The 24,981-nt window shown below is 52.0% G+C and carries 23 protein-coding genes; 18 read left to right on the top strand and 5 right to left on the bottom strand.

What is annotated here, in order from left to right; genetic code table 11:
* Positions 1 to 7: 7 nt before the first annotated feature.
* From KDM87_RS03530 to KDM87_RS03500, 7 genes are all read left to right on the top strand, one after another.
* Positions 8 to 640, top strand: a complete 633-nt coding sequence (locus tag KDM87_RS03530) for a hypothetical protein (RefSeq protein ID WP_212677759.1) — start codon at positions 8 to 10, stop codon at positions 638 to 640.
* Complete coding sequence (locus tag KDM87_RS03525; RefSeq protein WP_212677758.1) at positions 637 to 1,179, top strand: TlpA family protein disulfide reductase; 543 nt, start codon at positions 637 to 639, stop codon at positions 1,177 to 1,179. Before KDM87_RS03530 ends, KDM87_RS03525 begins: the two co-directional genes overlap by 4 nt.
* Positions 1,180 to 1,251: 72 nt before the next feature.
* Positions 1,252 to 1,689: a type II 3-dehydroquinate dehydratase gene (gene aroQ / locus KDM87_RS03520; protein WP_212677757.1), complete on the top strand. Its 438-nt coding sequence runs from the start codon at positions 1,252 to 1,254 to the stop codon at positions 1,687 to 1,689.
* A gap of 145 nt (positions 1,690 to 1,834) precedes the next feature.
* On the top strand, positions 1,835 to 2,293 hold the full coding sequence (gene accB, locus KDM87_RS03515; protein WP_186884816.1) for an acetyl-CoA carboxylase biotin carboxyl carrier protein: 459 nt from the start codon (positions 1,835 to 1,837) through the stop codon (positions 2,291 to 2,293).
* Positions 2,294 to 2,358: 65 nt separating this feature from the next.
* Entirely contained in the window at positions 2,359 to 3,726 is a 1,368-nt protein-coding gene (gene accC / locus KDM87_RS03510; RefSeq protein WP_212677756.1) for an acetyl-CoA carboxylase biotin carboxylase subunit, read from the top strand.
* Positions 3,727 to 3,783: 57 nt separating this feature from the next.
* Positions 3,784 to 4,695, top strand: a complete 912-nt coding sequence (gene prmA / locus KDM87_RS03505) for a 50S ribosomal protein L11 methyltransferase (protein ID WP_212677755.1) — start codon at positions 3,784 to 3,786, stop codon at positions 4,693 to 4,695.
* 6 nt (positions 4,696 to 4,701) lie between these two features.
* A complete protein-coding gene (locus KDM87_RS03500) occupies positions 4,702 to 6,147 on the top strand; it encodes a DUF3426 domain-containing protein (RefSeq protein ID WP_212677754.1) in 1,446 nt (481 codons plus the stop codon).
* Between the two features lie 59 nt (positions 6,148 to 6,206).
* Here KDM87_RS03500 and KDM87_RS03495 read toward each other — a convergent pair whose 3' ends face one another.
* Both KDM87_RS03495 and KDM87_RS03490 read right to left on the bottom strand, forming a co-directional pair.
* Positions 6,207 to 7,127 (bottom strand): pseudouridine-5'-phosphate glycosidase, encoded by a 921-nt coding sequence (locus KDM87_RS03495; protein ID WP_212677753.1) that lies wholly within the window; start codon positions 7,125 to 7,127, stop codon positions 6,207 to 6,209.
* Positions 7,112 to 8,230, bottom strand: a complete 1,119-nt coding sequence (locus KDM87_RS03490; protein WP_329604883.1) for a carbohydrate kinase family protein — start codon at positions 8,228 to 8,230, stop codon at positions 7,112 to 7,114. The genes KDM87_RS03495 and KDM87_RS03490 overlap by 16 nt, the downstream gene beginning before the upstream one ends.
* Positions 8,231 to 8,771: 541 nt before the next feature.
* Between KDM87_RS03490 and rbsK the strand changes: the two genes are divergently transcribed.
* The 8 genes from rbsK to KDM87_RS03450 all read left to right on the top strand — a co-directional run bounded on the left by rbsK (position 8,772) and on the right by KDM87_RS03450 (position 17,179).
* A complete protein-coding gene (rbsK, locus tag KDM87_RS03485; protein WP_212677752.1) occupies positions 8,772 to 9,701 on the top strand; it encodes a ribokinase in 930 nt (309 codons plus the stop codon).
* A gap of 193 nt (positions 9,702 to 9,894) precedes the next feature.
* The gene (locus tag KDM87_RS03480) at positions 9,895 to 10,890 is read left to right on the top strand and encodes a BMP family lipoprotein (RefSeq protein WP_212677751.1); all 996 of its coding nucleotides are present in this window, start codon (positions 9,895 to 9,897) and stop codon (positions 10,888 to 10,890) included.
* A gap of 91 nt (positions 10,891 to 10,981) precedes the next feature.
* Entirely contained in the window at positions 10,982 to 12,511 is a 1,530-nt protein-coding gene (locus KDM87_RS03475) for an ABC transporter ATP-binding protein (protein ID WP_212677750.1), read from the top strand.
* Positions 12,512 to 12,575: 64 nt separating this feature from the next.
* Positions 12,576 to 13,658: an ABC transporter permease gene (locus KDM87_RS03470; RefSeq protein WP_212677749.1), complete on the top strand. Its 1,083-nt coding sequence runs from the start codon at positions 12,576 to 12,578 to the stop codon at positions 13,656 to 13,658.
* Positions 13,655 to 14,626, top strand: coding sequence for an ABC transporter permease (locus tag KDM87_RS03465; protein WP_212677748.1), 972 nt, complete (start codon positions 13,655 to 13,657; stop codon positions 14,624 to 14,626). Before KDM87_RS03470 ends, KDM87_RS03465 begins: the two co-directional genes overlap by 4 nt.
* Before the next feature lie 177 nt (positions 14,627 to 14,803).
* On the top strand, positions 14,804 to 15,796 hold the full coding sequence (locus KDM87_RS03460) for a nucleoside hydrolase (RefSeq protein WP_212677747.1): 993 nt from the start codon (positions 14,804 to 14,806) through the stop codon (positions 15,794 to 15,796).
* Positions 15,797 to 15,807: 11 nt separating this feature from the next.
* The gene (locus KDM87_RS03455) at positions 15,808 to 16,647 is read left to right on the top strand and encodes an isopenicillin N synthase family dioxygenase (protein WP_186884804.1); all 840 of its coding nucleotides are present in this window, start codon (positions 15,808 to 15,810) and stop codon (positions 16,645 to 16,647) included.
* A 133-nt stretch (positions 16,648 to 16,780) separates the two neighbouring features.
* Positions 16,781 to 17,179: a cytidine deaminase gene (locus KDM87_RS03450; RefSeq protein ID WP_212677746.1), complete on the top strand. Its 399-nt coding sequence runs from the start codon at positions 16,781 to 16,783 to the stop codon at positions 17,177 to 17,179.
* Between the two features lie 68 nt (positions 17,180 to 17,247).
* On the opposite strand, the gene KDM87_RS03445 is transcribed toward KDM87_RS03450, so the two are convergent.
* Positions 17,248 to 17,994 (bottom strand): hypothetical protein, encoded by a 747-nt coding sequence (locus tag KDM87_RS03445; protein ID WP_212677745.1) that lies wholly within the window; start codon positions 17,992 to 17,994, stop codon positions 17,248 to 17,250.
* 497 nt (positions 17,995 to 18,491) lie between these two features.
* Between KDM87_RS03445 and KDM87_RS03440 the strand changes: the two genes are divergently transcribed.
* Positions 18,492 to 19,913: an MBL fold metallo-hydrolase RNA specificity domain-containing protein gene (locus KDM87_RS03440; protein WP_212677744.1), complete on the top strand. Its 1,422-nt coding sequence runs from the start codon at positions 18,492 to 18,494 to the stop codon at positions 19,911 to 19,913.
* A gap of 190 nt (positions 19,914 to 20,103) precedes the next feature.
* Here KDM87_RS03440 and KDM87_RS03435 read toward each other — a convergent pair whose 3' ends face one another.
* Positions 20,104 to 21,801, bottom strand: a complete 1,698-nt coding sequence (locus KDM87_RS03435; RefSeq protein WP_212677743.1) for an L-lactate permease — start codon at positions 21,799 to 21,801, stop codon at positions 20,104 to 20,106.
* Between the two features lie 427 nt (positions 21,802 to 22,228).
* Between KDM87_RS03435 and KDM87_RS03430 the strand changes: the two genes are divergently transcribed.
* Positions 22,229 to 23,110 carry a dienelactone hydrolase family protein gene (locus KDM87_RS03430; RefSeq protein ID WP_212677742.1) on the top strand — a complete coding sequence of 294 codons (882 nt, stop codon included), beginning with the start codon at positions 22,229 to 22,231 and terminating at the stop codon, positions 23,108 to 23,110.
* 209 nt (positions 23,111 to 23,319) lie between these two features.
* Positions 23,320 to 24,021, top strand: coding sequence for a ZIP family metal transporter (locus KDM87_RS03425; RefSeq protein ID WP_408058682.1), 702 nt, complete (start codon positions 23,320 to 23,322; stop codon positions 24,019 to 24,021).
* 70 nt (positions 24,022 to 24,091) lie between these two features.
* Here the strand turns inward: KDM87_RS03425 and KDM87_RS03420 are convergent, their stop codons facing one another.
* The gene (locus KDM87_RS03420; protein ID WP_212677741.1) at positions 24,092 to 24,946 is read right to left on the bottom strand and encodes a sulfurtransferase; all 855 of its coding nucleotides are present in this window, start codon (positions 24,944 to 24,946) and stop codon (positions 24,092 to 24,094) included.
* Between the last annotated feature and the right edge of the window lie 35 nt (positions 24,947 to 24,981).

Here is a 24,981-nt window from a genome sequence, read left to right as displayed (position 1 = left end):
TGCCGCCATGATGATTCACACTCCCAATGAAGCCGAAGCCCTGCGGGCTGAAATCGCTATGCTGGCGGCGCGCATGATCGCTGAAGACGGCGCGGACTATGCAACGGCCAAGCGCAAGGCTGCCAAACAGTTACTGGGTAACCGCAAAATCAAGGGCGATGTTCTGCCAGACAATGCGCAGATCGAGCAGGAAGTCCGTGAATACAATGAAATCTTCTTTGGCGACACTCAGCCGCAAAGGCTGCACCATTTAAGACAACTGGCTGCCGGACTGATGGAAGAGCTGGCGCGCTTTCATCCGTATCTGGTGGGCGCAGTGCTGAATGGAACGGCGGGCAACCATACCGATATCTATCTGCATTTATATACAGACAATACCAAAGACGTCGCTATTTATTTGCTGAACAGAGATATTCAGTTTGAAGTCTCAGAGCATTTTAATAATCGCAATGAAAGCGTGGAAACCCTGAGTTTCCTGCATGAAAATGAGGGTGTTCATCTCGTCTTGCATGACCATGATGCGATCCGTAACGGCGGCGGTAAAAGTCTGGAGCGCGCCAATTTACAGGCATTAAAAGCTTTGATGCAAGAAACCGCAGAGCAATATAGCGAACATACCGGAAAGAAAGACCTGATATGAATAAACGATTTATCTCTCTTGCCCTGCTGTGCGGCAGCTTATTCGGCGCATTGGGTATTTACGCTGGGAATCTGAAGACCACGCCCGACTCACCGCAAAGCGATGCCGTCAAACAATTAATGGCAAAGACTTTGCCGGATAGCAATGGTAAGCAACAAGCCTTAGCACAATGGAATCAACGCCTGTTAGTAGTGAATTTCTGGGCAACCTGGTGTGCACCCTGCGTACAGGAAATGCCGGAATTATCCGAATTACAGCAGGAATTGAAAGGCAAACCAGTGCAAATCCTTGGCCTTGGCATAGACAGCCCCACCAATATCAGCGAATTTGCCAAAAAACTGAATGTCAGCTACCCGTTATATGTAGCAGGACTCGATGGCAGCGAATTATCGCGCCAGCTCGGAAATAAGGCGGGCGGACTGCCATTTACGGTGCTGATTTCCGCCGATGGCAAGGTATTGAAAAGCTATCTGGGCCGCCTGAAGATGAATGAGCTGCGCGCCGATATCGCCAAATTTTCTGCGGAAAAGGCGAAGTAAGTTGATTTTTCCTTGCCAATTTGCGCGCATTAGCGGCAAAATGCGGCCATCTTCGTCAAATTGAATGTGACTATGGCGCGCAAACTATTGCTGCTGAATGGCCCCAATCTGAATTTACTAGGCACCCGCGAGCCTGCCGTTTATGGCTCGACCACGCTTGCCGACATTGAGTCAGCAGCGCAGGCACAAGCCGCCGCCGCTGGTGCTGAACTGGTCAGCTTTCAAAGTAATCACGAAGGCGCCCTGATCGACAGAATACACGCTGCGCGCGCAGAACAAGTCGATGCGATTGTCATTAATCCCGGTGGACTGACCCACACCAGCGTCGCCCTGAGGGATGCGTTGGCAGGGGTTGCCATCCCTTTTGTCGAAATTCACATCTCGAATATTCATCAGCGCGAGAGCTTCCGTCACCATTCTTTTCTGTCCGCCATCGCCAAAGGAGTGATTTGCGGCCTCGGTACCGACGGCTATCGACTGGCTATTGATTTTTCTCTAAAAAATATCTAATTTCGCTCTTCTTCGTGCATTTAACGAATATTTTCGTTTAATTTAATGTACAATCTCTTTTTTTCCGGCATTGCAGGAACGTCAGAAACGTTCTATATTGCGCGCTCTCATTAATTCAGAACTACTTTTTTCTAGGGGATTCCACATGGATTTAAGAAAACTCAAAACCCTGATCGACCTCGTTGCAGAATCGGATATCGCAGAACTCGAAGTCACAGAAGGTGAAGGCAAAGTCCGTATCGTTAAATCTTCGGCATTACCTCAGAATCAAGTGGTCATGATGCAGCAGCCACAACAGCAACAGATGGCACCAAGTGCAGCGCCTGTTGCCGCCGCACCAGTCGTTGCAGCCGCACCGGTTGTACCAGAAGGCAATATCGTGAAATCGCCGATGGTCGGTACTTTCTACCGCTCATCCGCTCCAGGCGCCGCTCCTTTTGCGGATATCGGCAAAAGCGTCTCCAAAGGCGATACGCTGTGCATTATCGAAGCAATGAAATTGCTGAACGAAATCGAGAGTGACTTTGAAGGCACGATCAAGCAAATACTGGTGGAAAACGGCCAACCAGTTGAATTCGGCCAGCCTCTGTTCGTCATTGGCTAATTCCGGCAACGTGCCAGATGTCACTGCACTCATAGCAGCAACCATTGCCACAGCAAAGTTAAATCATGTTTGAAAAAATTCTTATCGCCAACCGTGGTGAAATCGCGCTCCGTATTCAGCGCGCCTGCCGCGAGATGGGCATTAAAACCGTGGTCGTGCATTCCGAAGCCGACCGCGAAGCAAAATACGTCAAACTCGCCGATGAATCTGTTTGTATCGGTCCTGCCGCTTCCAATTTAAGTTATCTCAGCATGCCAGCGATCATCAGTGCCGCTGAAGTGACTGATGCGCAGGCAATCCATCCGGGTTATGGCTTCTTGTCAGAAAATGCCGATTTTGCTGAACGCGTAGAGCAATCTGGTTTTGTTTTCATCGGCCCTCGTGCCGAATCCATCCGTCTGATGGGTGATAAAGTCTCGGCCAAGCACGCGATGATAGAAGCAGGCGTTCCCTGCGTACCGGGTTCAGAAGGCGCTTTGCCTGATGATCCGAAAGCGATTGTGCAGACAGCCCGTAAAGTGGGTTACCCAGTCATCATCAAAGCAGCAGGCGGTGGTGGTGGACGCGGTATGCGCGTTGTCCACACAGAAGCCGCGTTGATCAATGCGGTGGCAATGACGAAAACCGAAGCTGGTGCTGCATTCGGCAATCCTGAAGTGTATATGGAAAAATTCCTGGAAAATCCACGTCACGTGGAAATCCAGATTCTGGCCGATCAGCATGGTAACGCGGTCTGGCTGGGTGAGCGCGATTGCTCCATGCAACGTCGCCATCAGAAAGTAATAGAAGAAGCGCCTGCGCCAGGCATTCCACGTAAGATTATCGAAAAAATCGGTGACCGTTGTGCAGCCGCCTGCCGCAAGATAGGCTACCGTGGCGCGGGTACATTTGAATTTTTGTACGAAAACGGCGAGTTTTATTTCATCGAGATGAATACCCGTGTTCAGGTTGAACATCCGGTCACCGAGATGATTACTGGCGTGGATATTGTGCAGGAACAAATCCGCATTGCATTCAATGAGAAGTTGCGCTTCAAACAAAGCGATATCACCCTCAAAGGCCATGCGATCGAATGCCGTATCAATGCAGAAGATCCATTTAAGTTCACACCGTCGCCAGGCCGCATTACATCGTGGCACGCTCCAGGTGGACCTGGCATCCGTGTTGACTCTCACGCATATGCAGGCTACTTCGTGCCGCCTTATTACGATTCGATGATAGGCAAAGTCATTTCCTACGGTGAAACACGCGAACAAGCGATCCGCCGTATGCAGATTGCGCTGTCGGAAATGGTAGTGGAAGGCATACAGACCAATATTGCCCTGCATCGCGAACTGATGATTGATGCGCGCTTTATCGAGGGTGGCACCAATATTCATTACCTCGAACATAAACTGGCAGACATGCCGGATCTGGCAAAGAAACATCAATAATTATCACCTCGGATCTTGCGTTATGAAAATGGCGCAAGATCTTTTAGAAAGAGCAATATGGGTTGGATAGAAGTTGTTATCGAAGTGGCACGTGAACATGCGGAAGCATTATCAGACGCATTGATGGATACTGGCGCGTTGTCAGTTTCTGTCGAAGATGCGGACGAAGGCACGGCGGACGAAAAACCATTGTTTGGCGAACCGGGCATGGAGCCTGAAGAAGCCGCATGGGATCGCAGCCGTGTAGTCGCACTCACCGATACCGACAGCGATCATGCGGCGATAGTGGCCGCAGCGGCGCAATCCATCGGACTGCCTTCGACACCGTCCTACACCACCCGTTCAGTAGAAGAACAAGACTGGGTGCGCTTAACGCAATCCCAGTTTGCGCCGATTCACATCGGAAAAAATATCTGGGTCGTACCAAGCTGGCATGATGCGCCGGATGCCAATGCACTGATACTGGAACTTGATCCGGGGCTGGCATTCGGTACTGGCAGCCATCCGACAACACGACTGTGTATGGAATGGCTGGAAGCACATGCACCGGCCAACCTGACGGTGCTTGATTATGGCTGCGGTTCGGGCATTCTGGCGATGGTCGCGAGCAAACTCGGCGCTGGCAAAGTCATCGGTGTGGACATCGATCCGCAAGCGATTGAATCTGCGAACTTCAATGCCGAACGTAATCATTGCAACATTGAATTTGCTCTGCCGGAAAAATTTGGTACCGATCATCCTTCATCTGAGAAATTCAATGTCGTCGTGGCGAACATTCTCTCCAGTCCGTTGAAACTGATGGCACCGATGCTGGCGGGACGCGTTGCAGCAGGCGGCTCACTGGTGTTGTCCGGCGTGCTCGCACGTCAGGCAGAAGAAGTGGCAGCAGCTTACGCGCCGTTCATCCAACTCAGCGTCTGGGCAGAGCACGAAGGCTGGGTCGCGCTCTCAGGACAATTGCCAGGTTAATCTGTCATGGCTCTCGCCACACGCTGCCCTCACTGCCAGACCATCTTCCGCGTGGCGAATGACCAGCTGAAGCTGCACGCGGGGCTGGTACGTTGCGGCTCTTGCCAGCAGACGTTTAATGGCGTTGAACATCTGGTTCCACCGCATGAATTAGCAAAACCGGCTCAGCTTAAACCTGACATCGCTGCAAACAACGCAACGGCGCAAGAACTGCCGCAAGTTCAGCCGCAAGTCCAACCGCAAGTTCAGTCTCAAGCACAGCAAGCTCAGGCATCGGCAGAAATACCTGCCGAAAAAATGGCTATTCAGCCAGCACCTGTCGTTGCTCCAAGTCCGATTGAGATCATCATCGATGAAGCGGCAATAGAGAAAGCAGCATTTCCTCCGGCGGCAAAAACAGCCGTAGCTCAGGCTATCGTTGACGATATTGAAATTCGCGAAAAAACGAATGAATTGCCGGAAGACCTGGAGTCGGTTCTGGCAGCCACAACGACACGCAAACCGGAAGAGCCGATTGCGGTTGCACCTGAGCCGACACCAGCACCAGCGCCAGAATCATCCGCGTCACTGGATTTTTTCTTCGGTGAAGATGATCCTTTTGCTGAAATCGCAGCCACTCCCCCGGAAACAGTCTCAGCTCAAATCCAACTGGAAACAAAAGCAGCAATCTTCGAAGAGCCCAGCATAGACTGGTCAGTGGCAGATGAAGTCAGCAACACCGGTGCCGGGCAAATCTCAGAACCGGACGCAGATGAAGCAGATGAGCCTGTACCGACCACGATAGTGGTGGATACAATTCAGGAACCGTATCTGCCAGATACAACAGATGATGTCGCGATTGCCGAAACGGAAGCGGCGTTAGAGCAACTGGCAACTGCAGCCGAAGACTCCGTCAGTGATACCGGCACAGGTGTCAGCGAAGAAGACAAACCTGAATTTGTCTTGCAGGCAGAAAAAGCAGAAAAACGCGGCCGACTGTACAGCATTGCCATGATCTTGCTGAGTCTGATTTTACTGCCGGCACTGATAGCGCAAGCCGGCTATGTCTTCAGAAATCAGATCGCAGCAGCTTACCCGGAAACTCGTGCCGGACTGGAACAAGCCTGCCGCATTCTGCGTTGCCAGATTTCACTTCCGGCACAAATTGACTACATCACGATAGAGTCAAATGAATTACAGACACTGTCACCGGAAAAAAAGACGTTTTCGCTGGTCATGCAGTTGCAGAACCGCAGTAATACCGTGCAATCATGGCCTATGGTTGAGTTAGTACTGAATGACGCGAAAGACAAACCAGTGTTACAGAAAGCCTTCGCCCCGAAAGACTATCTGAGCGAGCCAGCTGAGATAGCAAAAGGTTTTCCGCCAAGCTCGGAAAAAAACATCATACTGTATTTTGAATTGCCCAAGCTGAAAGCGTCCGGTTATCACGTCAGTGCCTTTTATCCATGACATACACCGGTAGCCATCGCAGGATGACTACCAGTGCAGCAGGACACAACTCATCCGTATCAGGATTTTTTATGAGCAGCCAGTGCGTGCGCCAGTTGCGCGCCGACTTTTGCATTATTTTTCACCAAAGCGATATTGCTGACCAGACTGCGACCACCAGTCAACTCCTTAATTCTTGCCAATAAAAACGGCGTCACGGCTTTGCCACTGACGCCTTGTTGCGCAGCTTCCTGCAATGCTTGCTGAGTGATGCCCTCGATCTCTGCACGCGGCATTGCATCCGCCACAGGAACAGGATTCGCAATCACGACGCCGCCCCGCAAACCCAGCGTCCACTTTGTGGCGATAAAATCAGCCTGCTCAGTGGCGCTGTCGAGTTGAAAATCTGCGCGAAAACCGCTGTCGCGGGTAAAGAATGCCGGGAATTCAGCTTGACCGACGCTGATAACAGGAACACCATGGGTTTCCAGATATTCCAGCGTCAGACCAAGATCAAGTATCGATTTCGCACCGGCGCAAACAACGGCAACGGAGGTACGCGCCAGTTCCTGCAAATCGGCAGAAATATCGAAACTGGTCTCTGCGCCACGATGCACGCCACCGATTCCGCCCGTCACAAACACGGCAATACCCGCCAGTTCGGCACAAATCATCGTCGCGGCAACCGTTGTTGCGCCCAATTTTTTGCTGGAAATGACGTACGGTAAATCGCGGCGACTGACTTTCAGCGCATCGGCCGATTGCCCCAACAGCTCCAGCTCTGCGTCTGACAAGCCTATGTGTATCTTGCCATTCATAATCGCAATCGTGGCGGGAACCGCACCGTGTTCGCGAATAATCGCCTCAACCTCGCGTGCAGTCTGCACATTTTGCGGATAAGGCATGCCATGCGAAATAATCGTGGATTCCAGTGCGACCACAGGTTTGCCAGCAACTCTCGCGGCGCGTACTTCTTCAGAAAAAACTAAATAGGATTGCATGATGGTTCCTCATTGAAAATTGTTGTATGCGGTGTTTGCACTACACTGGTATTGGTTTGTATAGTCAGCGCCGCCAATTGCAAACCACGCTGACAGGCAAGCAACATATCCTCCGGCGCGTGATACAAAGACCCGCAGACGGCAGCGGAAAATGCGTCACCTGCCCCCGTTACATCAACGACCGCGACCTTTGGTGCGGGTAAGTATTGTGCTGGCGCGTTGCGTTTTGAATCTGTAAAAATGACACCGTCTGCGCCGAGGGTAACGATAACGTCGGTCACACCCTGTGCCTGCAGTTGCGCACACGCGTCAATAATCGCGCCGGTATCAGTGAGTTTAGTCGCTAGCCGCTGTTCGAGTTCGGCCTGATTCAGAATCAATAAACGCACTCCTTTTAACGTTGCGGGAAGACGCGCCATTTTCGGCTGGGAAACGGCGACGATCGCCAGCGGTTTGTTATTCAAAACTGCCTCATTCATCAGCAACTGAATACTGTCGGAGGGCAAATTCATGTCAGCAACGATCATCGCAGCCGCATTCAGTTGCGGACGGCAGCCTGCCAGATAATCACGATCGAGCAACTCACACAATTCCATATGCGCCAGCGCCAGCACCAATTCACCGGCATGATCCAGAATCGCCGTATAGGTTCCGCTGCAAGCGCCTGAAACGTGTAAAGAGCCACTGGTGTCAATTCCTGCGCTGTCTGCATGCGCCATCAAACCCTTACCGCTGACGTCATCACCAACTGCGCAGATTAAAGCCGCGGGCACGCCCTGCCGCGCCAGATTTTCTGCAATATTACGGGCAACGCCGCCGTAAGACTCAGTCTGACTCGCAGGATTTGACGTACCCATTTGCAAGGCCGCCAACGTCCTTAATTTGCGATCGATGTTTGCGCCGCCGATGCAAAGTATCGCGCGCGTCCCGGGAAACGTATATGCCCGCCCGAGAATACGCCCTTCCCTGATCAGGGCGGCGATATGGCCTGCAATTGCAGACCGCGATAATTGCAATGCGTCCGCCAGCTCTTGCTGCGATACATAAGGATTCGCACTCACTAGCGCAAATAATTGCTCTTTTTTTGACAAAGGCTTACTCACGTCATTTTCCCCACCAACACTTCCTGACCAGAATGGCCGTCCGGCATCCGATAAATAACAATCAAGCTGTCGTCAACGGTAGTCAACCTATCGCCGCGTTTAAAAAGTACAGCAACACGCAGTAACCTACAGCAACGATATGCAGCAGCGACGCACAAATCAAATACTAAGATCAAATACGAAGATCAAACACACAAAACAAGACAAATGTTTTATTTAGAAACATTTGTTTTTACATTCAAATATTAACACACCCGACTATCACCATTGTTTGAATCAAACCGTGTGGCAGCCCTTGTGTCGTCTGCAATTCCGATTTGACAGCAGTTACTATCCACAGCACAATCTCGCTCGGCATTAATCAATATCAAAACAATAAAACAAATCACTGCTCGGCCTCAAGGTTTTGCCTGTCCGGAAATTGCATAAAATTTCATCAAAATTTGAGAATGCGCTTGACTAGCAGAAGTAGGCCATAGTTAAATACGAAATCGATTGCGCAAACGATTGCGCATCATTATTTTATCGAGAAAAAAGCATCATGAAGCCACGCATTACCGTAGTCGGCAGCGTCAATATGGATTTAGTTTTCCGCACGCCGCGCATGCCCGCAGTGGGAGAAACCTTGCTGGGTCATGAATTCCGTCAGATTCCCGGCGGTAAAGGTGCCAATCAGGCGGTGGCTGCTGCACGTCAGGGTGCCGATGTGAGCTTTATCGGTGCAGTCGGCGATGACGGTTTTGGTGATTTTTCGCAGCAATGTCTGGCGAAAGAAGGCATCAACATCCACCACCTGGCGCGTGTTGCCGGTGTTGCCACGGGTGTCGCCGGGATATTGGTGGAAGACAATGGCAGCAATAGCATCGTGCTTGCTGCAGGCGCCAATGCGACGCTGAACGTCAATCAGATCGAGGCCGCAACAAGTGCGATAGCTGCGGCACAATTATTGCTCTGCCAGTTAGAAACACCGGTTGATACCGTGACCCGCGCCATCGCCATCGCGCACGCTCAGGGTGTCAAAGTAGTGTTAAATCCAGCTCCTGCTCAACAACTAGACCCTGCATTATTAAAGCAAGTCGATTACCTGATCGTGAACGAAACCGAAGCATCACAACTCAGCGGCATCAGCGTGACCAGCCAATCCAGCGCACAGCAAGCGTCAGAACGCTTACTGGATCTCGGGGTCGGAACTGTGTTGCTGACGATGGGCGGCGACGGGGCATTAATCACACAAGCGGGCGGTAGCGAATTTATTCCGGCGATTAAAGTCGATGTAGTGGATACCACCGCCGCTGGTGATACTTTTGTCGGCGCGTTTGCAGTGGGTATCGCGAACGGGCTCAGCGTCTCAGACGCCAGCCGTGAAGCACAATATACTGCTGCCCTGACCGTGACGAAATTGGGAGCACAGACTTCGATTCCCCATCGACATGAAGTTCTGGATTTCATGCAAGCGCGGAAAGTCGCCTGATTGCGATTGAATACGGATACAAGATGGCAGGATTTGATAGAATTTTGACCTTACAGCCAGACTCGCTGGTCACGCGTGGTAGTCTGATGTCAGTTAGTGCCGATAAATAATGAGTGATGCCACTTGCGACTTGCCGTCAGCGAATAGCGATCACGAACGCAATCACACAAGATATACGAATAAGGAAGCTCTCATGAAACTCAAACAACTCTGCCTGACTATGGCTGGCTTGCTCGTTGCAAGCGGCGCTTATGCTGCAGACCCGAAATTTGCCGTTATCTACGACGCAGGCGGTAAGTTTGATAAGTCTTTCAATCAGTCCGCTTCTGAAGGTGCAGAGCGCTTCAAGAAAGAAACGAAAATCGGCTTCATGGAAGTACAAGTCGCCAGCGACACGCAAACAGAACAAGTACTGCGCAATCTGGCACGTAAAAACGTTGATCTGATCGCCGCAATCGGCTTTGGACAAGCGCAGGCAGTACAAAATATCGCCAAAGAATTTCCGAAAACAAAATTCGTATTGATTGACGGCGTTGCTGCGGGCAACAATGTCAGCTCGGTTTTATTTAAAGAACAGGAAGGTTCTTACCTGGTCGGTGTCGCAGCGGCGCTCAGCAGCAAATCCAAAAAAATTGGTTTCATCGGCGGCATGGATATTCCGCTGATTCGTAATTTCTCCTGCGGCTACACACAAGGTGCAAAGGCCACCGATAGCAAAGTTGAAGTGATCCAGAATATGGTTGGTACCACGACCGCCGCATGGAACGATCCGGCCAAAGGCGGCGAACTCGCGCGCGCGCAGTTTGAACGTGGCGTCGATGTGATCTTTGCAGCAGCAGGTGGCAGCGGCATGGGCACACTGCAGGCAGTCAAAGAAAAAGGCAAACTCGGCATCGGCGTTGACTCGAATCAGAACTACATGCATCCGGGCAATATGCTGACATCGATGGTCAAACGTGTAGATCAGGCGATTTATGACAGCTTCATGCAATTGAAAAATGGCAAATGGCAAGGCGGCACCGTCTACAAAGGCCTGAAAGAAGGCGGCGTGGACTGGGCGCTGGATAAAGACAATCGCAGTGTCGTCAGTGCCGAAGTTGAAAAACGTGTCAATGCGGCGAAACAAGACATCATTAACGGAAAAATCAAAGTCGTCGATTTCCGTGATGCCAATAAGTGCCCGATTTAAGATAAAACTCACCATGATCGGGGCGCCAACATAGGCGCCCCGAAATTTTTACCCCTATTCCTGACTCGATCACACCGAGAATCCCGAACGTATGCAAGCTGCCGTCGAATTTCAACACATATCCAAACGCTTTGGCGCAGTGCAGGCGAATCGCGATGTGAGTTTTTCCATTGCACCCGGTTCCATCCACGGCATCATCGGCGAAAATGGCGCAGGCAAATCGACATTGATGAGTATCCTGTACGGCTACTACCGTGCCGACGGCGGTCAGTTGCTGATCAATGGCACGCCACAACAAATCCGTAACAGTCAGGAAGCGATAGACCTGGGCATCGGTATGGTGCATCAGCATTTCATGCTGGTCGAAAACATGACGGTGCTGGATAACGTGATGCTCGGCTCTGAAGGTGGCTTCCGCCTTGCCGCCCATCGCAAACAAGTCGAAGCCAGCCTGCGTGAGATTTGTCAGCGTTATTCGCTCGACGTTGATCCACTCGCCAAAATTCAGGATTTATCGGTCGGCATACAGCAGCGCGTTGAGATTCTGAAACAGATATATCGCAGCGCGAATATCTTGATTCTGGATGAGCCAACGGCAGTGCTGACGGTACAGGAAACCGCCTCGCTGTTTGCCGTCTTGCGCCTGTTCAAAGAGCAGGGCAAAACAATTATTCTGATTACGCATAAACTGCAGGAAATTCTCGACATCACCGACGAAGTAACCGTGATGCGCGCAGGTACAGTGGTCGGTTCTGTGCAAACCACCAACACCAATAAAGAACAACTGGCCGAGCTGATGGTCGGTCGCCCTATCGAAACACATCTGCCGCGTGGGCCATATGCGCCGGGTGAAACAGTGCTCGATGTGAAGGGACTCAATCTGATCAACGCCCAGCAAGTCAGCTTGCTTAAAGATCTGAATTTCAATATCCGCGCCGGAGAAATCGTCGCCATCGCTGGCGTCTCCGGCAATGGACAAAGCGAGCTACTGGAAGTGCTGAGCGGTATGCGCTTACCGAGCAGCGGCGCAGTGACGATGCAAGGAAAGCCGCTGCCATTTGCGGGTCGCAAAGATGCCGATGGTTTGCCAGCGACTTTCCGCGAACTCGGCATCGCACACGTGCCGGAAGACCGGCTGCGCGATGCGGTCGTGAAAAATTTCTCGGTCATGATGAACAGCTTTCTCGGTTACCAGAAAAAGCTGGGCAAAGCCTTTGGTCTGCTCGACTACAAAGCCATCCTGAAAACCTGCAACGAACTGCTGAGTAAGTTTGATGTACGCCCGGCTGATCCGCATTTACGGATTGCCCTGCTGTCCGGCGGTAATCAGCAAAAAGTGGTGATGGCGCGGGAGATGGCATCAGAACCAAAACTGATGCTGGTAGGCCAGCCAACACGCGGTGTCGATATCGGCACGATAGAAAGTCTGCACGCACGTCTGCTGGCGATGCGCGATGCCGGCGTCGCCATCCTGTTAGTGTCAGTGGAACTGGAAGAAGTCCGCGCCCTGGCTGACCGCATTCTGGTCATGTCCGGCGGCTGCATCACTGGCGAGCTGAAAGTAGAAGAATTTGATGCGACCCGCATCGGCCTGCTGATGGGTGGATTACACAAACACTAAGCAGCAGCCGGAAAAAAAGCAAACATAAGCGACCATAAGCGAACAAACAAGCGACGAACCACGTATGAATCAAGCCGATCTTCCCCGCTGGGCCACCGCCTTTGCCCTGCCTTTACTGAACTTGCTGTCCGCCCTGCTGGTGGCAGCTGGTGTGATTTATCTGCTGGGTGAAAGCCCGGTGGAGTCGCTGGGCATACTGCTGAATGCCGCCGTCTTTAACCCCGAAGGGCTGGGCTACACCCTGTTCTACGCCGCCACATTTATCTTCACCGGATTGTCAGTATCGATTGCGATGCAGGCAGGTTTATTCAATATCGGCAGCGAAGGTCAGATGTATCTGGGCGGTCTCGGGCTGACACTGGTGCTGCTGGCTTTTGATGCCAGCTTACCGGCATGGTTGCTGATACCACTGGCGATAGCCGGCAGCGCGATCTTCGGCGCGGCATGGGCTTTTTTACCCGGTTATCTGCAGGCAAAACGTGGCAGCCACGTAGTTGTGACGACCATCATGTTCAACTTCATTGCGGCCAGCCTGATGAACTACATCATCGTCAGCTTTCTGATTCCTGCGGGTGAACAAAACACCGCCAGCCGCGTCTTTGCCGATAGCGCATGGCTGCCTAAGCTGAATGGCATGCTGCCGGTGCTGGGCGAAACACCGCTGAATATCAGCTTCATCATGGCCTTGCTGGCCTTGGTCATTTACGGTGTTGCGGTATGGCGCACGACCTGGGGTTATCAGTTACGCGCCACCGGTCTGAACCAGCATGCCGCACACTATGCGGGTATTTCCATCAGCAAAACCATCATCATTGCGATGATGATTTCCGGCGCGCTGGCTGGTCTGGCATCCGTCAATTCTGTAATGGGCTCCACGCATTATCTGGGTCTGAATTTCCCCGCCGGCGCAGGCTTCATCGGCATTGCCGTCGCACTGATGGGTCGCCAGCACCCGATAGGTATTTTGCTGTCGTCGATACTGTTTGGCGCGCTGATCCAGGGTGGCTTTGATCTGTCGCTGGAAAAACCGAATATTCCTACCGAAACTTTTATTTTCATTCAGGGACTGATCATTCTGTTTTGCGGCGCGATGGAAAATCTGTATGCCCCGGCGATCTCTGCCCTGCTCAAACGTAAGGAAAAATGATGTTTGATGATTTTCAATTTTCCAGCATTCTGGTCTCTACCATCCGCAATGCACCGGTATTAATGTTTGCAGCGATGGCCGGTCTGTTCGCTGAACGCAGCGGCGTGGTCGATCTGGCACTTGAAGGGAAAATGCTGGCAGCCGCATTTGTGTCAGCAGCAGTCGCCTTTGCGACGCAAAACCCGTGGTTCGGCATACTCGCCGGTGTCGGCATTTCTGCTGTCATCGCTTTATTGCAGGGCTTTGTCAGCATCACGCAAAAAGGTAATCAGCTGGTGGCTGGCATTGCCTTAAATATCGCCCTGAGCGGCCTGACCTTTGTGCTTGCCCAGTTCTTCTTTATGCAAGGCGGGCGCACGCCTGACCTCGGCTCTGCCCGTCTGTTCGATATCGTGTTACCGGGTTCAGATGCGGTGGCCGGTATTCCGTTTCTGGGCTGGTTTTACACCAAGCTGATCGGTGGTCACAGCGCGCTGGTGTATCTGGCGTTTGCCCTGATTCCTCTGGTGAACTGGGTCTTGTATCACAGCCGTTTCGGTCTGCGTCTGCGCGCCGTTGGGGAAAACCCGCATGCTGCCGATGCCGCTGGCATCAATGTCGAGCGCACCCGTTTTATGGCGATGCTGTGCGCCGGTGTGCTGTGTTCATTCTCCGGTGCTTATCTGTCCATCGTACAAAGCGGTTTTTTCCTGCGCGATATGTCCGCTGGTAATGGTTATCTGGCGCTCACCGCGCTGGTGTTCGGTAACTGGCGGCCACTGCAAACGGCGCTCGGTTGCCTGATGTTCGGTTTTTTCACTGCTCTGCAAGTCCAGATCGAAGGCGTTGTCTTCCCTGGCTTGGGAAAAGTACCGGGATCATTGATACAGATGATTCCGTATGTAGTCACCGTCGTCGTTCTTGCGGGCCTGATGGCGAAATCCGTCGCGCCGAAGGCGATAGGCGTGCCGTTTGTAAAGTCACGATAAAAGACTATAAAACCTGCCGGTCGTCCTTACGGGCTAGTCCCGTACTGGCTGCCGGTGATTTATTTTTTAAATCGACAACGTTAATAACGGCCTCCTTGAACCAGGTCAAACACAACAAATTGCTTCAAACTGGGTTCTGTTCAATGGCCAGTTGAAGTTATTTCTTGGAGTATTTTCATGCAAGCAAAACATAAAGTCATTTTCGATACGGACCCTGGCGTTGATGACGCAATGGCCTTGTATTTCGCGCTGGCCCATCCTGATATCGATGTAGTCGGTATCACCACTACCTTCGGCAATGTCTATGTCGAACAAGCGACCATCAATGCGCTGTACCTGACCCGTATCGCGGGCCGTGCTATCCCAGTGGCGCAAGGCGTCAATGTGCCATTCGCGAAAGCAGCAGGTACGCCGCCCGACTTCATCCACGGCGCAGACGGCCTCGGCAATCTGCCTTCCCGTATCGAAGTTGGCGGTCAGGCTGAAGTAGAAAGCGCGGCGGAATTCATCGTCAAGATGGCGCGTCAGCATCCGGGTGAAATCACACTGGTTGCAGTTGGCCCGCTGGGCAATCTGGGTCTGGCACTGAAAATGGAACCACAACTGCCTAAGCTGCTGAAAAAAGTCGTGCTGATGGCTGGTGCGGTTGATGAGCCGGGCAATGTCTCACCAGTCGCAGAAGCGAATGTCTGGAATGATCCGGATGCCGCCGATCTGGTCTTTACTGCAGGCTGGGATCTGACCATGGTTGGTCTGGATGTGACCCACCGCGTGGTCTTGCCATCGAGCTTCTTTGCGCGTCTGGCTGGACAACACAAACACGTAGCGATGGATACTCTGTCGCACGCAGTGAATTTCTACGCGAATTTCTACCAAAGCATACGTCCTGACCTCGGCCACGCTTGCTACGGTCACGATGTGCTGGCATTTGTCTGGCTGGTCGCACCGGAAATCTTTGAAACACAAAACGGTCGTGTGCGCGTTGCCAAAGAAGGCATAGGCAATGGTCAGACCATGATGGCGAAACTGGCGATTCCTTACCCGCAAGCAGGCTGGGAAGCCAGCAAACCAGAAACCCGCGTCTGCATGAAAGTGGATGCCGAAGCCTGCGCTAAGCTGATCGACCAGACCTTGTCCGGCGATTGGCTGAAACCAGCACTGGCAAAATAAGGGGAACCGTCATGCTGATACAACCAGTTGATTACCGTGATCCGGATGCGGCAAGAAAATTCACCGAAAGCCTGCACAACACCGGCTTTGGCGTACTGACCAATCATCCTTTATCGCAAAATCTGCTCAACACCATTTATCAGGAATGGTACGAGTTTTTCCAGACCGATGCGAAAAACAAATACGCGTTTACGGAAAAAATGGACGGCTATTTTTCGCCGAAAATTTCCGAAACCGCCAAAGGTTATGCCAAGCGCGATCTGAAAGAGTTTTACCACGTTTACCCATGGGGACAATATCCGTCCGAAGTCTCCAAGGCGGCGCTGGAATACTACGAACACGGCAACAAACTCGCCACTGAATTGCTGCAATGGGTAGAAGATCACACACCGGCAGACATCAAGGCCAAATATTCGATGCCCTTGTCTGACATGATCACTGACAGCGATCTGACCCTGCTGCGCGTGTTGCACTATCCACCGCTGACCGGCGATGAAGAGCCGGATGCAGTGCGGGCAGCAGCGCATGGCGACATCAATCTGCTGACCGTGCTGCCAGCCGCCACCCAGGCCGGTTTGCAGGTATTGGGCAAAGACAATGCGTGGCACGATGTGCCGTGCGACTTTGGCATGCTGATCGTTAATATCGGTGACATGCTCGATGAAGCCTCGCAAGGATATTACCCTTCGACCATTCACCGCGTGCTGAATCCGACTGGCGAAGAAGCGAAGAAATCCCGTATTTCATTGCCACTGTTCCTGCATCCGCGTCCGGATGTCGTGCTGTCTGAACGTCATACATCCGGCAGCTATCTGCAGGAACGTTTGCGCGAACTGGGCGTCAAAAAATAATCTCCCAATACCGCTGCGCCTTTCAGGGCAACAATGCGCTGAAAGGCAGCAAATAAGCGCAGCAGATATAAGGGATGAACATGAATAACGAAGAGGCATGCTGACCGGCGTGCCTTTTTAAATGGAGAAAGACATGAATACAGAAGAACTAATCGTTGAAGCCAAACTGGCGCGCGAACGCGCGTATGCACCGTATTCCAAATTCAAAGTCGGCGCGGCAGTGCTGACCAAAGATGGCAAAGTTTTCCACGGCTGCAATGTGGAAAATGCGTCGTACGGCCTGTGCAACTGCGCCGAGCGCACCGCCTTATTCAGCGCCGTCGCCGCGGGTTATCGCCCCGGTGATTTTCAACAAATCGCCGTCACCGGCGACACCGATGGCCCGATCGCCCCTTGCGGCGCCTGCCGTCAGGTCATCATCGAACTCGGCGGCCCGGAACTCGAAGTCGTGCTGACCAACACCAAAGGCGACATCAAAACCACCACCGCCGGCGCACAATTACCGGACGCGTTTTATCTGCAACCGGAATAAGTTTTTACCCAATAAAAAATCCCCGACAGATCGTCTGATTTGTCGGGGATTTTTTATTAAATCAAAATTTAAGGTAAAGGGGAAGCGGATTTCTCGCGTTGTATCCTCTCAGGCGTAGGTTTAGGCACTAAATTTTTCGGTACAACTTCGACGATCTGTTCCTTCAATGGAAATATTGATGTTTTCCCATTATTGAAGAGCGCAAGATGCGTTGAACTACGCGCTACAAATATTCCATAAGCTATGGGCTTTTTATTCTCCACGAGATATACACAATCGCCACTGAGAATTGAATCGGAGGAACAAACCTTTGCTTTTAGAATTTGCTCTCTCGCAACGTTTTCCCCTTTAAAATAAGCCATGGTTGGTATCAACAAGACCGCAGCAATAAGTACAATTAAGAAAAATGGTGCGGATGTGGTGATCAAAGCAGTAATTAAAGGAAGGAAAATGTAGTCGAATATACGGCGCTGCTTACATGCTGTCGCAAAATCCTTCAGTCGCTTATCAAAGTGGTGCAGTGTTACAAATCTAATTGCTACACCTGTAATGAAAACACATGTCCCAATTCCCCAAAATAGGCCTTGGTTTTTGGTTGCAAAATCGATGACGCTAATAGCTATCCACAACAAAGCGTAAAACGACAAGACAAGATATTCCTGAATTGACCTTGCGAAAAATTCGTTGCTTATGCCGTAACCATGTAGATAGCCTTGATCATATGCATAGCCAAAAATGTAGAGAAATGGAACAGACAATGTCGCAAGAGATGCCGCTACGCCAATTAATTTCAGAGAATCTTTCTCATTGCTCATATACTAAATGTCTAACTTGGTTTTAGTGAAAGAAATCAAAATTAACATACCAATGTAAAATTAGCCACACTATTCCGACCATCCCAAAGCCTGATATTTTCCATTTACGGGCAAGCCAGCAACACCAAAGTTTCTCGCTGTTCGCCTCATCACTGCATCCAGCGTCATAAATCCCTCAAACAGCCCAATATATACTCCCCCCAGTATGTTTTAAGCCCCTTTATTCTTGCTGAGATAATGGCGTTTTTCATGAAATATGGGGGGAGTATCCTGTTTTCTGAGTATGCAGCGCCCAAAAGCCGCAACCATCCTCAACGCGAAAGCGGATCAGGCGACGCATGAAGTTTGCGCTGTCTCAGCATGCGTGCATTCATTGCGCCATTCGCCGATGATGGTACGGCGAATGCTATCTGTATGGCATCACTCTGGCTATACTTGATGCCTCGGGCGGCGCAGCGGTAAGCATAATGCCCTGATTATTCAGTGAGGAAATTCAATTGAAACTTTCATTTCATGGTGCCGATCTTGGTGTGACCGGTTCCTGCCATTTGCTGGAATGCGATGGTGTGCGCATACTGATTGACTGCGGCATGTATCAGGGCAGCCGTAATCTGAATGAAGAAAATGCCGAGGCCTTTGGCTTCGATGCGGCGTCGATCGATTATGTATTGCTGACGCATGCGCATCTGGATCATTGCGGGCGCCTGCCTTTGCTGGTGCGGCGCGGCTTCCGTGGCAATATCATCGCCACTGCAGCGACCCGCGATCTGGCGCGTATCGTGCTGCTCGATTCGGCGCATCTGCAGGAATCGGAAGCCGAATATCAGAACAAGAAAAGTGCGCGGCGCGGTGAAGACAAACGCACCGAAGCGCTGTACAACACGCATGATGTGTTGCATATGCTGGATCACTTTAACCAGACGGTGCATTACGATCAGGAACTGTTAATCGCGCCCGGCATCACCGCCACGTTTATCGATGCAGGCCATATTCTGGGCTCTTCCTCCGTCGTGCTGAATCTGACGGAAGACGGCAAAAAATGCCGCCTCGTTTTTTCCGGCGATATCGGCAGCAATGGCAGAAAGCTGCTGCGCAACCCGACAACGCCGCCGAAAGCCGATGTGGTGGTGATGGAAACCACGTATGGCGATCGTCTGCATAAGCCGCTGGATCTGTCGATCGAGGAACTGTATCAGGTCATTACCGACACCTTCCGCCACGGTGGCAATGTCGTGATTCCGACCTTTGCGCTGGAACGTGCGCAAGAGTTGCTGTATTACCTGCGCGAAGGTGTGCAGCAGCATCGTTTGCCGCGTTCGATGCAGGTGTTTCTGGATTCGCCGATGGCGATCTCGGCGACAGATATTTTCCGCCAGCACACCGGTTGTTATGACGCCGAAACGGCAGCGATGTTCAGCAATGCGCATGATCCGTTTGATTTGCCCGGCCTGCATTTCACGCGGGATGTGGCGGACAGCATGGCGATCAATCGTTTTTCCGGCGGCGCGGTGATTATGGCGGGCGCAGGCATGTGTACCGGCGGCCGTATCCAGCATCATCTGAAGCATCATTTATGGCGGCAAAACGCCAGCATCGTGTTCGTCGGTTTTGCCGCGAAAGGAACGCTGGCACGGGAGATTATCGACGGCGCGCGTACAGTGCGTGTGCTTGGAGAAGAGATCGCCGTCAGGGCTGGCATTCATACCATCAACGGTTTTTCAGCGCATGCCGACCGTGATGAATTACTCGCCTGGCATCAGCATACGCATGCCAAGCATACGTTTCTGGTGCATGGTGAAGAAGAAGTCATGCGCAGCTTTGCGCGCCTGCTGCCAACTGGTGAAGTCAGCCTGCCACAGACGGCCGACAGCATCGATCTGGCTCCGTATTGCCATCCACAAAAAACAGCGACGCACTGAAAAAAAATCCCTGCTCACAGCGCGCTGTGGCAGGGATTTTTTTCATACAACAGGGGGCAATCGCCCCTGTGTTTTTTGTTGCGTCTCAGGAGTTACGCAAAGTTGCCCCGGCAAGGCATGGCGACGAAGACAGTACGAATAGTACGGCTAGGAGCCATAACGCCGCTGGGGCGGTTTTGCGTGAGTCCTATTAATGTACTAGTGAGGTGAATGGCGCAACATAGGCTTGCATGAACACGAAGAAGCCAACCAGCACCGCCAGCGCAAGACTGTGGAAAAACACGAAGCGCAGAATCGTGCCTTCATGCCCATACCAGCGGGTAGCCGTACTGGCGACGACGATACTCTGCGCATCCACCATCTTGCCCATTACGCCACCAGAACTATTGGCCGCCGCCATCAGCACAGGGCTTAAACCGAGTTGCTCTGCGGTGGTTTTTTGCAGACCACCAAACAACACATTGGCAGCAGTGTCCGAACCTGTCAGCGCTACACCCAGCCAACCGAGCAAGGTGCCGAAGATAGGATAGAAAGCACCGGTATGTGCGAACACCAGACCCAGCGTGGCATCGGTGCCGGAGTAGCGTGTCAGATAACCGAGCGCCAGCATCAGCACAATGGTCAGCAGCGAATAACGTACCAGCCAGATCGTGCGGAAATAAATTTTGACCAGATCAATCAACTTGTATTTCATCAGCAAACCACTGATCACGGACGCGAGGAAAATCCCGGAACCCGTAGCCGACAGCCAGTTCAGCGTATATACCGCTGCTTCTTTATGCGGCTTGGCGACGACCGGTGCAACCTTCTCGACCATGTTGTGCAAACCGGTAAATGGAATCTTGAATACAGAAATACCATCGACCCATTTTTTGAATTCCGGAACGCCCCAGACAAACACCAGCGTGGTTAAGATCACCCACGGCATCCATGCCAGCACCAGCGCGCGGGTATCGTGTTTGTTGAAAATCGCTGCCGCCACATCGGCTTCATGACCATGCGGTTTTTCACTTTCCAGATCAGGTTCGCCGGAGTCCGTTTCATGACCTTTGAGCGAGGTCGAGGTCCAGATTTTTTTCGGTTTCCAGACTTTCAGGAACAGGATCAGGCTGACCATAGAGACAATCGCCGCGACCACGTCCACCAGCCACGGGCCGTGGAAGTTCGACACCAGATATTGCGGAATCGCGAAGCTCAGACCGGCGACCAGAATCGCAGGCCAGATTTGCAGCATGCCGCGGAAACCGGCAAATGCCCAGATCAGCCAGAACGGCACCAGCAAAGAAAATAAGGGTAATTGGCGACCGATCATGCCGGACAACTGCATCAGATCGATACCAGTCACCGCCGCCAGCGCAATCACCGGCGTGCCAAGCGCACCGTATGCCACTGGCGCAGTATTCGCGATCAGGCACAGACCCGATGCTGCCAACGGGGAAAATCCCAGGCCGATCATGATCGCGGCTGTCACAGCAACTGGCGTACCAAAACCTGCCGCGCCTTCAAAGAAAGCGCCGAAACAGAAGGCGATCAGCAATAACTGTATGCGGCGATCATCGGTAATACCGGTCAGGCTATCCTGCAATACAGAAAATGAACCGTTTTCTATGGTCAGCTGGTGCAGGAAAATAATATTCAACACGATCCAGCCAATCGGCAGCAGGCCGAATGCCGCACCAAAACCGGCGGCATTCCATGCCAGTCCGGCGGGCATACCGAAACCAAAAATCGACACTGCCAGCGCGCTCGCTAAACCAAGACCCGCAGCGTAATGCGCCTTCATATGACCAAATGCAATACATCCCAGCATCACAACCACAGGTATCGCCGCCATGAGGGCGGACAACCATATATTGCCTAGCGGGTCATAAACCTGACTCCAGACCATTTCTATCTCCATTGTTTTAAAAGCGCTTGCGGACAATTGCCGCTATAGCGGCGATAGTACGACAGGAAACTGCGCAGTTTCCGCACTGCACACATGAAATGATTTTCAACTATTGTTGAATAATTCGATACGTTCCTTAAAACAGAATTGCGCTTTAGTTAAAGATGTCTTGTTAAAGCTGCCGTATTAAAGCTGCCTTGTTAAAGCCGCCACTTTGCACACGGCAAAGCCGCAATAAGCAATCATGCGACGCCGCGCTGATGTCATAGCGTGCTTCTGAAGTGCCTAAACGCCAAATATGCCTGCACTCATTGATGTGCTTGCAGTAACCGCGGCGGCTTCAGAATAATTTTTCTTTTCAGGTTAATATCTTTTGCGCAGCTGCTCACCCGTTTGCAGCTTCCACCAAAAACCAACGGAGATCACCATGCAACTTGAACAAGACTGCCGCAGCCTGATCGGGCATACGGATGTTGATGAAGGCATCAATCGCAGAAATTTTATTCAGACAGCAGTCGGCGTCGGCTTTGCGGCAGCAGCACTGCCGGTGTTTGCGCAAAGCGTGATTAAAACCGATACCAAAGGCTTGAGCGCAGGTTTGGTTTCGCTCGACATACAAGGGCAGAAAGTACCGCTCTACTACGCGCAGCCGGAAGGTAAAACTAATCTGCCGGTGATACTGGTGATCTCGGAAATATTCGGCGTGCATGAGCATATCGCGGATGTGGCGCGGCGCTTTGCAAAACTGGGTTATCTGGCGCTGGCGCCGGAACTCTTTATCCGTCAGGGTGACGCCAGCAAATATGCGTCGATTGCGGAACTAATGAAGGAAGTCATTTCCAAAGTACCGGATGCGCAAGTCATGAGTGATCTGGATGCGGTTGTTGCCTGGGCGGGCAAGAATGGCGGCGATCTGCAACGTCTGGGTATCACCGGCTTCTGCTGGGGTGGTCGTATCACCTGGATGTATGCCGCGCATAACCCTGCTATCAAAGCCGGTGTGGCCTGGTATGGCCGCCTGAGCGGTGAGGCCAGCGCACTCACGCCTAAGCATCCTATGGATATCGCAGCCAGTCTGAAAACGCCGGTACTCGGTTTGTACGGGGCGAAAGACACGGGCATCAGCGTGGAATCAGTCAAGAAAATGGAGGCGGCGCTGGCGCAAGGTCATAGTCACTCTGCATTTAATATCTATGAAAATTCCGGCCACGCTTTCCATGCAGATTATCGAGCCAGCTACGTGGAAGCCGATGCGAAAGACGGCTGGAACCGTTGCGTCGCATGGATGAAAGCGAACGGCGTCGCCTGATTCCTTCGGCAAAAATGCGGGTTGCAACCATGCTCATTGGCATCGATGCAATCCGCAAAAGCAGGCGTACATTTGCATAAATCGCCAGCCTGTGCTTTAATTTGCAACTTGGTTGCAAATTATCCCTGAGGTTCAAAATTCACTCCACGCTGTTATCCATCTTATTTACCACTGCGGCTGCCGGGGTATTAAGTATTTCTGCTGCGGCTATTTTCTCGTTTTCGTTGCTGACCAAAATGGTCGAGCGCATGGTCAGCCTGTCGGTCGGCATTATGTTGTCGACTTCCCTGCTGCACGCATTACCGGAAGCATTTGACTCAAAAGCCGATACGCGTTCTTTATTCGCCTGTTTGCTGGCGGGCTTACTGGGATTTTTTTTGCTGGAAAAATTTGCTGTTTTACGCCACTCGCATCATCACGAGGGCGATGGTCATCATCATGAACACGGACATGATGCGCACGAAGCAGGCAAAGCGGGCTGGATGATACTGGTCGGCGATGGGATGCATAATTTTACCGATGGCATTCTGATCGCAGCGGCATTTCTGGCCAATCCGGAATTAGGCTTTGTCACCGCATTTGCCATTATTGCGCATGAAATTCCGCAGGAAATCGGCGACTTCATTATTCTGCTGAATGCCGGATTCAGCCGTATGCGCGCGTATATGTACAACCTCGCCTGCAGCATGATGGGCGTGCTGGGCGGCGTGATCGGTTACTTCACACTCGAACGTGCGAACAACCTGATTCCGTATGTATTAGTGATGGCATCGTCGGGCTTTATTTATATTGCGGTCAGCGATCTGATGCCGCAAATGCAGCGCCGCGCAACGATGAGAGAAACAATAGTGCAGGTGATACTGGTGACGCTGGGAATCTTGCTGGTGCTGTTTGTCACGCGCCATCACTAAACGCGACCATGATAAAAAAAGGAGCTTGATCAGCTCCTTTTTTTATTCCTTCAATGAAGCAGCGCAAACATCAGCGAGCAACCGGACGTGCAGCATCGGCACACCATTCGCTCCAGGAGCCAGGATACAAGGCAGCGCCCGGTAATCCGGCCACTTCCAGCGCCAGCAGATTATGGCAAGCCGTCACGCCGGAGCCACACTGCATAATCGCTTTGGCGGGGTTCGGCAGGATCGCCTGCCATTCTGCCTGTAACTCTGTGGCTGTTTTAAAACGGCCATCTGCTTGCAAGTTGTCTTTGAAAAAGCGATTCAGCGCGCCGGGGATATGTCCGCCGACCGAGTCTATCGTTTCATTTTCACCGCGATAGCGATCGGCTGCGCGGGCATCAATCAGCGTGCATTCCCGGGTGTCGATATTTGCCAATACCTGCCCGGCATTCACTTGCCCGACTAAAGAAGGCTGAATGCTGATATTGCCCTGACGTGCAGAAGGCAGCTCTGTTGTCACCGGCAATTGCTGCGCTGTCCACAGCGGAAAGCCACCATCCAGCACCGCCACGGCGGCGTGTCCGACCCAGCGCAACATCCACCATAAACGTGCGGCAAACATTCCGCCCTGCGCGTCGTACACGATTACCTGACTATCCTGATTGATACCCAAATCCCGTAAGGTCTGAATAAACACCTCTTTTTCCGGCAGCGGGTGACGACCACGGAACACACCATCGGCGGAGAGTTTAGGTGCAGATAAACGCTGATCGAGATGAACAAATTGTGCACCGGGCAAATGCCCCACATCATATGCGGTCTGCCCGGCATCTGAATTCATCAGATCATGGCGGCAATCCAGCACGATCCAGTTACGGCCTGCATCACCGCTGAGTTGGCTGGCCAGATCTGTAGCACTGATCAAGGTGGTGTACATCGTCTTCTCCTAAAAAATACATCGCGGACAAACAG

Source organism: Cognatundibacterium rivi (genome assembly GCF_018139565.1).
GTDB lineage: Bacteria > Pseudomonadota > Gammaproteobacteria > Burkholderiales > Burkholderiaceae_D > Undibacterium > Undibacterium rivi.
The sequence above is the reverse complement of the archived record's forward strand: the minus strand, read 5'-3'. Positions and strand labels throughout refer to the sequence as shown.